This is a genomic window from Butyrivibrio sp. INlla14, from assembly GCF_900102515.1.
GTDB lineage: Bacteria > Bacillota > Clostridia > Lachnospirales > Lachnospiraceae > Butyrivibrio.
The window spans coordinates 1-10,896 of record NZ_FMVS01000050.1; the positions used below are offsets into that span (position 1 = coordinate 1).

Annotated in this window: 11 protein-coding genes and 1 pseudogene; 10 read left to right on the forward strand and 2 right to left on the reverse strand. The window is 41.8% G+C overall.

Features of this window, described 5'->3' with window-relative positions; translation table 11 throughout:
• The 10 genes and pseudogenes from BLO53_RS18240 to BLO53_RS18285 form a co-directional block, all read left to right on the forward strand.
• The coding region (locus BLO53_RS18240) for an integrase core domain-containing protein (RefSeq protein WP_143003283.1) at positions 1-268 on the forward strand (268 nt) is incomplete at its 5' end.
• Positions 269-350: 82 nt separating this feature from the next.
• A complete protein-coding gene (locus BLO53_RS18245; protein ID WP_092064981.1) occupies positions 351-986 on the forward strand; it encodes a GyrI-like domain-containing protein in 636 nt (211 codons plus the stop codon).
• Positions 987-1,445: 459 nt separating this feature from the next.
• Positions 1,446-1,814 carry a DUF3847 domain-containing protein gene (locus tag BLO53_RS18250; RefSeq protein WP_092064984.1) on the forward strand — a complete coding sequence of 123 codons (369 nt, stop codon included), beginning with the start codon at positions 1,446-1,448 and terminating at the stop codon, positions 1,812-1,814.
• Positions 1,814-3,274 carry a MobQ family relaxase gene (gene mobQ, locus BLO53_RS18255; RefSeq protein WP_092064987.1) on the forward strand — a complete coding sequence of 487 codons (1,461 nt, stop codon included), beginning with the start codon at positions 1,814-1,816 and terminating at the stop codon, positions 3,272-3,274. Before BLO53_RS18250 ends, mobQ begins: the two co-directional genes overlap by 1 nt.
• Complete coding sequence (locus BLO53_RS18260; RefSeq protein WP_092064990.1) at positions 3,271-3,525, forward strand: hypothetical protein; 255 nt, start codon at positions 3,271-3,273, stop codon at positions 3,523-3,525. Before mobQ ends, BLO53_RS18260 begins: the two co-directional genes overlap by 4 nt.
• 121 nt (positions 3,526-3,646) lie before the next feature.
• Positions 3,647-3,994: a helix-turn-helix domain-containing protein gene (locus BLO53_RS18265; protein WP_092064993.1), complete on the forward strand. Its 348-nt coding sequence runs from the start codon at positions 3,647-3,649 to the stop codon at positions 3,992-3,994.
• Between the two features lie 37 nt (positions 3,995-4,031).
• Positions 4,032-5,021, forward strand: a complete 990-nt coding sequence (locus BLO53_RS18270) for an ORF6N domain-containing protein (RefSeq protein WP_242875403.1) — start codon at positions 4,032-4,034, stop codon at positions 5,019-5,021.
• Positions 5,022-5,052: 31 nt separating this feature from the next.
• Positions 5,053-6,705 (forward strand): annotated as a pseudogene (locus BLO53_RS18275) (recombinase family protein); the annotation flags it as partial.
• A gap of 618 nt (positions 6,706-7,323) precedes the next feature.
• Complete coding sequence (locus tag BLO53_RS18280; protein WP_092065001.1) at positions 7,324-7,800, forward strand: GNAT family N-acetyltransferase; 477 nt, start codon at positions 7,324-7,326, stop codon at positions 7,798-7,800.
• 212 nt (positions 7,801-8,012) lie between these two features.
• Positions 8,013-8,837: a CPBP family intramembrane glutamic endopeptidase gene (locus BLO53_RS18285; RefSeq protein WP_092065003.1), complete on the forward strand. Its 825-nt coding sequence runs from the start codon at positions 8,013-8,015 to the stop codon at positions 8,835-8,837.
• A gap of 186 nt (positions 8,838-9,023) precedes the next feature.
• Here the strand turns inward: BLO53_RS18285 and BLO53_RS18290 are convergent, their stop codons facing one another.
• Complete coding sequence (locus BLO53_RS18290; protein ID WP_092065006.1) at positions 9,024-10,313, reverse strand: tyrosine-type recombinase/integrase; 1,290 nt, start codon at positions 10,311-10,313, stop codon at positions 9,024-9,026.
• Between the two features lie 84 nt (positions 10,314-10,397).
• On the reverse strand, positions 10,398-10,896 hold a 499-nt coding region (locus BLO53_RS18295), incomplete at its 5' end, for a transcriptional regulator (protein ID WP_242875404.1).

The window sequence follows — 10,896 nt, forward strand, 5'->3', positions numbered from 1 at the left end:
ATATGGCATTACCCAGAGCATGAACAGTGCAGGTGGCAGATGTCATGATAATGCCAGGTGTGAAAGCATGTGGGCAAGAATGAAAGATGAACTATTCTACTCCAGAAATCTTAAGTCTACTCAGTTTACTGTTGAAGAACTTAAGGTAATAATCTGGAGATACTTTATCAGCTATTGGAATAACAGGAGGATATGTACCTCCAATAATGGTCTTCCTCCTATGGTTAAGAGAAAGAGATACTATGATTCATTGGCAATGGCTGCATAATAAAACAGGTAACTGGATGTACGAGTAATAAGTGTAAAGTAATATTGACAATATCAAAACTTAAATCCAGAGGTATATTATTATGGCATTTGATTTTAAGAAAGAATATAAAGAGTTTTATATGCCGGGGAACAAGCCGTCCATCGTGACAGTTCCTCGCATGAATTATATCGCTGTCCGTGGAAAAGGCGATCCGAATGCAGAGGACAGCGAGTATAAAGCCACCATCGGCCTGCTTTATGGAATCGCGTTTACAATCAAGATGAGCAAAAAGGGCAATCACCAGATCGAGGGATATTTTGACTGTGTTGTCCCGCCGTTGGAAGGCTTCTGGTGGCAGGATGGCGTAAAGGGTATTGATTACGCCCACAAAGAGAATTTTCGATTCATATCCGTTATCCGGCTTCCTGATTTTGTGACCAAAACAGACTTTGATTGGGCAATCGAGGAAGCGACCAGGAAAAAGAAGGCCGACTTTTCAAAGGTAGAGTTCCTAACATATGATGAGGGGCTTTGTGTGCAGTGTATGCATATCGGTTCTTATGATGACGAACCGAAAACTGTAGAGATGATGCATCAGTATATGACAGAGCAGGGATATGCTCTGGACATTTCTGAAAAGCGATTTCATCATGAGATCTATTTGAGTGATGCCAGAAAGGTCGCGCAGGAGAAACTTAGGACTGTTATCCGACACCCGATACGGGGAGATAGATGATGCTACAATGCATGTTACATATCCCTTATTTTAATAAGGGCGCACTTCTATACATCTCCTTCGAGATGTATCAAGCGCGTAAGGCATCAATGATGCCTGGCGGAAGCTGAGATATGGCTGCGCCGATTTGCCTTCGCTGCGCTTCGGAGAAAATCAAAAAAGTTCTTGACAGAAGCAAACGTAGGTTCTATATTATGGGTGTGGTTGTTATACGCAAAAATAGGTAATTCATATTTGTCAGCAAGGCCTGAACCCTAGTGGTTTGGGCTTTTTTCATTTTTCGGATGTTTGGTTCTACGCACGAATACCGGAAATGAGTAGACAAAGTATACTGGCTTTTGCATGTGATTTTCCACAAATCGATTTGTGACAATTTGACAAAAATATGAAGAGAGCACTTTGGATGAAAATCTGAAGTGCTTTTTTCATGCCCATCAGAGAAAAGGAGGGAAAGGGCAAATGACGGATGAAGAAATGAAGGAGCTGCAGAAACTACGGGAGGAACTTAAGGAAACAAAGGAAAAATATGAGAAGGAACTAAAGAAGAAATCGCAAGCGGAGCACAGATACTCCCGCGAAGAAAATCGCATCCGATTCGAATCCAAAAAGCGGAGAGATGAAAGAACTCACGCGCTATGCTTTAAAGCCGGGCATCTTGAATATGTTTTTCCGGTGATCAAGGATTCATCGAAAACAGAATTCGTGGAATTTATAAATGGACTGGCAGCTGTTCCGGGCGTGGCGGAATATGTTGCCGGTTTTGTTTATAGGACACAGAGAGAAACTGCTCTGGGAGTTTCCTCTGACACAGAAAGGAAGGATGCATAATGGCTATTTATCATTTTCATGTTACACAGCTGTCAAGGGGGAAAGATCAAACTGCTATATCGGCTGCGGCTTATCGTGCCGGGGAAAAACTGCATGATGATTATTACGGAGAGGAAGCGGATTATTCAAGAAAGAGCGGAGTGCTTTACAAAGAAATTCTGTTGCCTGAGTATGCACCAAAGGAGTACTCGGCCAGAGAAACGCTTTGGAACGAAGTCGAAAAAGCTGAGGCAAATAAGAAGGCACAGCTTGCATATTCTTTTGATTTTGCTCTTCCGAATGAATTGTCTGATGAGGAGAATATCGAACTTGCGAGAACTTTTATAAAAGAAAACTTTGTCAAGAGGGGCATGATCTGCGACGTGGCTGTTCATAAACCCGGCAGAGATCCCAATGACATCCAGAACCCTCATGTTCATGTCCTAGTTCCGATGCGTCCGATGAATCCGGACGGAAGCTGGGGAACGAAGCAGCGCAGAGAGTATGTTCTTGATGCAGATGGAAACCGTGTGAAAGGCGCTGACGGGAAAGATCTATTTAACGCAGTCAGAACCACGGATTGGGGAGATGTATCTACGCTTGAAGCATGGAGAAAAAATTGGGCGAAGCTTATAAATGAAGCGCTTGAGAAAAAGGGTATCACGGAGAGGGTCGATCATCGTTCTAACATTGACAGAGGCCTTGATGAACTTCCGACCATACATGAGGGTCCGGCAGTCAGGGAGATGGAGAAAAGAGGTATCCGCACGGATCTGGGAGAATGGAACCGGTACATCAGGTCAATTAATCAATCCATCGCGAATCTGCTAAGGTTTATCAAGGATATCTTAGATGCTATTGCGGAACTGTCATCAGAGCATCGGGAAGAAAAGCGAGCGGCTGAAGCATTTTCAAAAGCAGTAACAGGATATATCGACAGGGAGTCCTCAAAGTATTCCGGCGTGAAAATCAGGGCGAAGGTTATGACAGAAACATTTTCATTTATGGAAAGGTATCATATCCATTCCCTTGTGGATTTTGAAAAGACGGTATCGGAGCTTTATGACAGTGTGGCGAGTATCCGCCATGAAATGAGAAATCTGGATGAACGCAAAAATACAGTGGCGGATCTGCTTGATAAGTATGCAACTCTCAAAAGGACTGAGGCTGTTTATAAAGAGTGGTATGGCATAAAGAATCCCAAAAAGAAGGCTGCATTCAAGGAAAGCCATGAGGGTGAACTGATGCAATATCACATGGCACAGCGGATACTTATGAAAGCATACCCGGACATGAAGATTCCAGTACGCAAGTTAAAAACTGAATCGGAGCAGCTTGAAAAAGAACTCAGAGAGAAATCTCCGGAGTTAAAGAAGATAAAGGAAGAAGCGAATCTTGCATATCGGTTGAAATGCAGGATCGTAGATGAGTACAACAAAGAAAATCAAAAGATTAAGAAAAGAGAGGAACCGATTTTATGAGATATGATAATAGCAACTTTGACGAAGAAAAAAAGATATCCGGCTGCATGTCAGCAAAGGACGATATGGATATTTTTGCGGATTTCCTCGGTGAAATGATTGCAAAATATATCGACAGATTGGAGCTTGAAAAGCTTCCGGATCCGGATCATGAATGGCTCCGCAGGTATATATCTGATGCATACCACTATTATATGAAATATAAAAACAGGCGCGAGAAGAAGGAAAAAGATTCCGTAGATGTTGCGTAAATGCTGTGTTTTCGTTGACTGGCAGGACAGGATGTGATAACATGTACGTGAATACGAACTATTTACGACATGAATTTGCGGGTATAAAAGCTATGGAAATAGATCATTCACAGGAGGGTTTATGAAAATATCAGAACGCATTTTTACCCGTCTGAAAGAGATGGGAATGACAGAAGCTTCTTTTGCAAGACAGATTGGAGCATCGAGAAGTACCGTCAGCGATTGGAAGAATAAAAATCAAAATCCGAGTTCTGATCGGATCATGAAGATATGCGAAGTGCTGGAGATGACACCTGAGGAGCTTCTTGCCGGAACTGAGCACACGAAGGCCAAAACCAAAAAGAAAGTTTTTACCGAGAAAGAGAAAGAATTGGTGCAGGTGTATGATGACGTATCGGAATCCACGAAGAAGCGTTTGCTGGAATATGCTAAGCGGTTAAGACGGATGGAAAATAATGGAGAAATCTGATGAGGTCGCAAATTGCGACCAAACGAAGGAGGAGCAGTTGGGAAATACGGAACTTATAACAATAGAGGGGATAAAAAGAAAAGTCTACACAATCCGAGGTCAACAGGTAATGCTTGATTCAGACCTGGCTGAGATTTACGGATATGAAGTAAAGAACCTTAATCGACAGGTGAAAAATAATGCGGAACGTTTTCCAGAAGATTTTATGTTTCAGATTAGTAAAGGTGAATTGGAAAATTTGCGGTGCAAAAATTTCACCGCAAATCTGAATTCAAAAAGTAGAAGTCTTCCGTATGTGTTTACGGAACAAGGAATTTATATGTTGGCGACGGTGCTTCGTGGAGAACTGGCAAACCAGCAGAGCATATTTATAATGCGAGCCTTCCGTGAAATGAGGCATTTTATACAGCAGAACAAACAGTTTGTTACGCGGAGCGAAATGACCATGTTGTCTGCAAAAGTATCAGAAATCGCAGTGCAAACAGCTGATAACAAGGATCGTCAGGTTAAAACAGAGTCTGATATCAAGGACATCAGGAAGCAGATTGATACTCTCAGCGAGAACTTCATTTCCGAGAAAGATCTGAAGAATTATGTAATCTACAAGGATCACAAATTTGAAGCAGATGCAGCTTATATCGATATCTATAGTCAGGCTAAAAAGACAATCCTTGTGATCGATGACTATGTGAATACGAAAACTTTGCAACTGATATCTCATAAAGCGTCGGGCGTAGATGTGATTCTTTTTACCGAGAATAAGCGAGGAAGAAACGGCGTATTAACTTCGGCGGAGGTTACTGATTTCATCAGTCAGTATGGCAATCTGACTGTAAAACCTAACCCTGACTGCCATGACAGGCTGGTTGTGCTTGATTACGGAACTAAGCATGAGAAGATGTTTCATTGCGGACATTCCAGCAAAGACGCCGGATCAAAGGCTTGCGCTATTATAGAATTTGCTATGACGGATCTGTTTCATCCACTTATAGATTCGTATATGCAGCTTCCGGATAAAGCGCTGTAGGATACTTTTTGCAAAATAAGGAGTGGTGATCTTGAAAAAAGAGAAGGTTAAAGTATATACATATACCCGTGTTTCCACGGCTATGCAGATAGATGGCTATTCTCTTGATGCGCAGAAAACGAGAATGAAAGCATTTGCTGATTATAATGATTATGTGATTGCCGGGGAATATGAAGACGCCGGAAAATCCGGAAAGTCCATCGAGGGTCGTTCCGGCTTTAATCATATGATGGATGACATCCGAAGTAATAAGGACGGAGTATCGTTTGTGCTGGTGTTCAAGCTGTCAAGATTCGGGCGTAATGCTGCGGATGTTTTGAACTCTTTGCAGATGATGCAGGATTTTGGCGTGAATCTGATATGCTTAGAAGATGGCATAGACAGTTCAAAAGAAGCAGGCAAGCTTATGATATCCGTTTTATCAGCCGTTGCAGAAATAGAACGTGAGAATATCAGGGTTCAGACAATGGAAGGGCGTATCCAGAAGGCCAGAGAAGGAAAATGGAACGGCGGTTTTGCTCCATATGGGTATAAGCTTGTTGATGGGAAACTTGTGATTAATGAGGATGAAGCACCGGCAATCAGGACGATATTTGATAATTATGCCAATACAGATATGGGCGCAACCGGGATTGCAAGATATCTTGAAAATCATGGAATTCATAAGAATCCAAGGCAGAATGGGAAGAATCCGTTGTTTGATGCGGCATTGATAAGACGTATTATCAATAACGAGGTTTACTGCGGAAAGATTGCCTATGGTAAACGGAAGATGCAGAAGGTTAAAGGTACGAGGAACGATTATCAGCTTGTAAAGCAGGATGATTATGTGCTTGTAGATGGAATGCATGAGCCAATCGTATCCGAGGAACTATGGAATAAAGCTCAGCTTAAGCTTCGTGAATCCGCTAAGAAATATGAGCATGTAAATCTCCCGAAAGATCAGAAGGTACATATGCTTTCCGGTATTCTTAAGTGCCCATATTGTTGTGCAGGGATGTATGGAAATAAAGCAATCAAGAAAAGGCCGGATGGCAGCAAATATAAGGACTTTTTCTATTATGGATGCAAGCATCGAAATATGACCAGGGGTCATAAGTGTGATTTCCGTAAGCAGTTGAATGAAGAACTGATTGATTCGGCTATAGCAGAGATTATAAGCAGACTTGTCAGTAACCCGAAGTTCTCAAGGGAGATGCATAAAAAGATTGATATGAAGGTCGATACAGCTGCTATCGATGAGGAGATCAGTGTATACGAGAAACAGTTGCATCAGAATCTGAGTATCAAGGATAAGCTCATAGAAGAGATCGATTCCCTTGATCCGGATGACAAGCATTATGGCAGACGAAAGGTCGATCTTGATGAACGCCTTTATAAAATATATGACAAGATAGATGCTTCTGAGAATCTATTAAACGAAGCCAGAGCAAAGAAAAACAATATTGAGGCAGAGAAGGTAACTGCCGATAATATATATAAGGCTCTTTTCTATTTTGACAGGTTATACGATAACATGAATGAGGAAGAGCGCCGCAGGTTCATGGAACAGCTTGTGGCTGAGGTTAATGTGTATGACGAACGACAGCCTAACGGACAGTGGATCAAGTCGCTGAAATTCAGGCTTCCAATCATTGATAAAGACATGAAGCTGAGTTTGGACAATGATTCACATGTCGAGACGTTTTGCGGATGCGCAGCACAGGGAAATGTTGGGGAGATGGCAAGTGACGCCGGTACTTTGGCAAAAGGCGTTGAGACTGCTACTTTTATGGATGAGGAAAACCACTATCATTCCTATAACATAACAGGAATGGGCGCTGAGCATGATGGCGATTCCATAGTGCTGTATTATACAGACGACGTAAACCTTGCGCAGCCACGTATAGGCCTCGCAACATGGATCAGAACTTATGCAATATTTGGTGTTGCATTGATACTTTTGTCTATAAGATTGATAGTCATTTATAAGTCGGATCACAGTGTTTATGCTGATGGAAGTCTTTCAGTAGACGAAATTCAAGTGCCAGATGACACCAAAGTAGGCATTATGCCAAGGCGAAAAAGATTGGCAAGACAATGGTGTAAAAAAGCCATAAATAGCACGGGAAGGTGCCTATTTATGGCTTTATTTATTTTCCGGAAAAAGCTATGATTAAAGATAAGTTGTCAGAATGGAAAATGAATGAACAGGGGAGCAACAGGCATGGCTTTACAGGCGATATGGGTATCTTTTTGTGAAGGCGGTGTCAGTGAGGATCTTATCAATGAGGAAATGGCATCAGTAGCCTAAGGAGGTATTATGCATAGATACAGAGAAATGACAGAGGCTGACAATGCCGCGGTAGCTGCGCTTGTCAGAGACAATCTGAAACAGTTTAATCTTGATATTCCCGGAACAGTCTACTTTGATGAAGGTCTGGACCATCTTAGTGATTATTATGGTAATGCTGAGCGGAGATACTTTGTCATCGAGGGCGATGATGGAGAGGTTATCGGTGGAATCGGATTTGCCGGATTTGAACCGATGAAAGATACAGCAGAGCTACAGAAGCTATATCTTACTGATGCTGCAAAAGGATCTGGACTTGGCTATGAACTGATAGACTTCATTGAGGGCAGAATGCGCGAGGCAGGATACAGGTTTTCATATTTGGAGACCCATGATAATCTGCAGGCTGCGATCCACATCTATGAAAAGAAGGGATATAAAGAGATAGAGCGCCCTAAAGAGGTGGTTCACAGTACCATGAACAGATTTTTTTTGAAAGAGTTGTGAGTGGAATAAAACCTTTGAATTTCAGGTGAAGTGCCTTGTGGAGGGGCTTAGCTGGTTTGGCTTCTACAGTGATGTTTTTTGATAACGAATCACCTTTTGAGGTAGAGATATAATATCTCAGAAAAATTACTATCTATGGAGGGAAAATGTACTAAGGTACAAATTGCATGATATCTTAAAAATAACAAAAACACTGAGAGGTACAAAAGGTAATGCAGAAGTTTTTCAAAAATCATACAGTGCTGGCAATTATAGTAGCATTTGTTTTAGAGTTGGTTATATATGAGGCAATATGGCAAATTATAAAGATATTTCGGTTATCGTTTGGGGCATCTAATGTGGCGTTCTTTGTTAGGGAGATAATAACCAAGGTTTTGCCGTCATTTTTCATAGCATTTATCATAGGAACAACGGATTCATTAAAAAAACCATTTAGAAATTTAGGTAACAGTCTGTTATCAGGTGCAATAATATTGGCTATATCAATTATGGGAACTGTTGTAACTATAGTGGATACAATTAATGGCTTTGCCAGGTTTAAATCAGTAACTGAGATCTTTTTTTATATTTGTTTTGTCCTTATGATTGGCCTTTCTGAGGAATTGTTCATGAGAGGAACTGTAACGCAACTTATCATGGATAGTCTTGGTATAGAGGGAAAGAGAGCTGTACTATCCGTAGTTTTGGGAGCACTGTTTTTTGGGATATATCATTTTCAAAACTATTTTGCGAACGGGAATATTAAGATGACATTGCTTCAGGTTCTTGCTAATACAATGTTTGGATTATTGATGTGTGCAATATATGTTAAGTGGCATAATCTACTTGGAATGATTATTCTTCATGCTGCTTTGGATTTTATGACACTATCGAAGTACGGACTAATAGCTGGGAAATCTATTGCTGATAGAACATCAAGCACTGGAGGAAATCTTAGACAGACAATAGTAAGCAATTCAGTTTTTGTGATTGCTGCAATCATTGTGATGATCCATAAAAAAAGGGTTTCCAAACTTGATACTAAACAATGTTTTTAACATCATAGTAGTAAAGGATAAAATTTGAAAATATATTGCAGTTTTATTGTCGATGACAAATCGCAATTTATCTAACTGAATTGTCAACTTTCCCTTATTTATAAGGCTTGTGAGCCTTTATATTGTGATCGGATTACTGTTTTCCCTTGTTTTTGCCCTTATAAGGTAGATACAAGGGAAACTTTTTTATCCGACTACTTTGTCCAAGAGTTTTGCACTGCTTTTCTTAGATTCTCTTGAACCATGGGCGTATATGTTCATTGTGGTACTTACATCTGAGTGACCGAGCATTTCCTGCACATCTTTCGGCATCGCTCCGTTCGTCAGCATGTTTGTTGTGTAAGTGTGGCGGAGCATGTGGAAGTGGAAGCCTTCCAATTCCGGTACGTGAGTAGCCGCTGACCTGCAGGCATCTGAGATGGTGGCAGGTATTTCAAGACTTCCGTCTTCGCGTTTACATACGAAGTCGATTTCCTGATAATCAGGTGGAACCATGTCCTCACCGCTCAAGTGATAGAATTCGTAGTGAATGCGGTTTTTCTCTTTGATTTCGCGGTAGTAGTTGTGATGATACAGTGCGCCGTAGCGGAGCCGGTTTCTGTGTTGCTCCTTTTTGGCTTTCCTCAGGATGTCGGTGAGTGTATCTCCGAAATCTACTGTACGTACTTTGCCTCGCTTGGTCGGTCCGATCTCTGTGGTGTGCCTTGCTCCGTTGTATCGGATGCTCCTGCGTACTGTGAGATACTGTTCATCCAGGTTGATGTCCTGCCAGGTAAGACCTGCCACTTCTCCGATGCGAAGCCCGGTGAAGTATGCTATCTGAACCGGTAGGATGGCATCCTTGCTTCTTTTTCCTAAGAAATCTATGAGCTTTTGATATTCCTCAGGGCTCAGAGGCTTGGTAGCCTCCGGTGATTCATCGTCTTCCGCGAACAGTTCCGTATCAGTCACGTTGCTGTGTATCACCACATAGTCCATCGGATTGAAGGTTATGAGCTGCTTTGGAAATACTGCGAACCGGAATGCTCCGTGCAGTACCGCCGAGTATGATCTCATATAGTTCTTGGAGAACCCGTTTGATGTAAAATCGCCTTCGACTCCTCCGAACACCAGCAGATCCATGAACTTTTGCAGGTGATCCGATGTGATTGTTTTGAGTTTCCGCTTGCTGAGCGGATGCTTCTTGATCCTCTGGATAGTCTGGAGATAGTTTTCTACAGTGCCGTTGCTAAGTGAACCGGTCTTTAAGCACTCTTCAGCCCAAACATCCAGCAGATCGCCGAGGGTGGTGTTTTCTGCCTTGGCAATGAATTTCTTTTCTTCGTAGTCCTCCATTGCCTGTCTTAAGAGCTTTTCGGTCTCACTTTTGCTTTCGGTACCGGTAAACTCCTTCTGTACCAGGTTTCCGCTTGCATCCTCAACATAGAAGCGGTAGTACCACTTTTTACCTTTTTTTCTAACAGATCCTTTTGCCATGTATTAATAATCCTCCTCTCTTGTGAAGGCAACCGGAACTGTTGAAATGCTCTAAATAACTATACGGTTTTTCCGTGTGGCTGTCTATTCCTCGTCCTCGTCAGCGGCTTCGTAGAAGGACATCAGATTTTCAAGTCTTTCTTCCGCTTTCTTTGGATTCCTGGTATAGAGCCTTATTACATCGGATATATCGTTATAGGCATTGATTGTGTGAGTCACTTCCCTAAGGAACATAATCTCATTATATTCCTTCTGCGACTCGATTCCCGTTGCCTTTGCAAGCGATTTATTGAATTTATCTTCTTTGATGCGACCGGAAGCGAATCTGAATGATTCCAGGAATGATTCGTATTCGGTCAGGAGATAGATGAGTATGTCTTTTGTAAATGCGTATTCCTCGTCGTTTAAGTCCTGCTGGTCGGTGACAGCAAGCCTTCCCATAAGATCCCTGATCTTAAGATCACGATTATCGGTGATATCGGTGGTAAATTCATCCGTTTCACCTTTAAGCCATTCCACTGATACGTGGAGGGCATCTGCAAGTCCTTCGAGAATGAGTTTCTTTGTGTTGTCGATAGTACCT

Bases quoted from the DNA above. Each gene is read 5' to 3' on its own strand.
- BLO53_RS18280 (WP_092065001.1), top strand. From the start codon at position 7,324: ATGCATAGATACAGAGAAATGACAGAGGCTGACAATGCCGCGGTAGCT.
- BLO53_RS18250 (WP_092064984.1), top strand. From the start codon at position 1,446: ATGACGGATGAAGAAATGAAGGAGCTGCAGAAACTACGGGAGGAACTT.
- BLO53_RS18245 (WP_092064981.1), top strand. From the start codon at position 351: ATGGCATTTGATTTTAAGAAAGAATATAAAGAGTTTTATATGCCGGGG.
- mobQ (WP_092064987.1), top strand. From the start codon at position 1,814: ATGGCTATTTATCATTTTCATGTTACACAGCTGTCAAGGGGGAAAGAT.
- BLO53_RS18285 (WP_092065003.1), top strand. From the start codon at position 8,013: ATGCAGAAGTTTTTCAAAAATCATACAGTGCTGGCAATTATAGTAGCA.
- BLO53_RS18260 (WP_092064990.1), top strand. From the start codon at position 3,271: ATGAGATATGATAATAGCAACTTTGACGAAGAAAAAAAGATATCCGGC.
- BLO53_RS18265 (WP_092064993.1), top strand. From the start codon at position 3,647: ATGAAAATATCAGAACGCATTTTTACCCGTCTGAAAGAGATGGGAATG.
- BLO53_RS18290 (WP_092065006.1), bottom strand. From the start codon at position 10,313: ATGGCAAAAGGATCTGTTAGAAAAAAAGGTAAAAAGTGGTACTACCGC.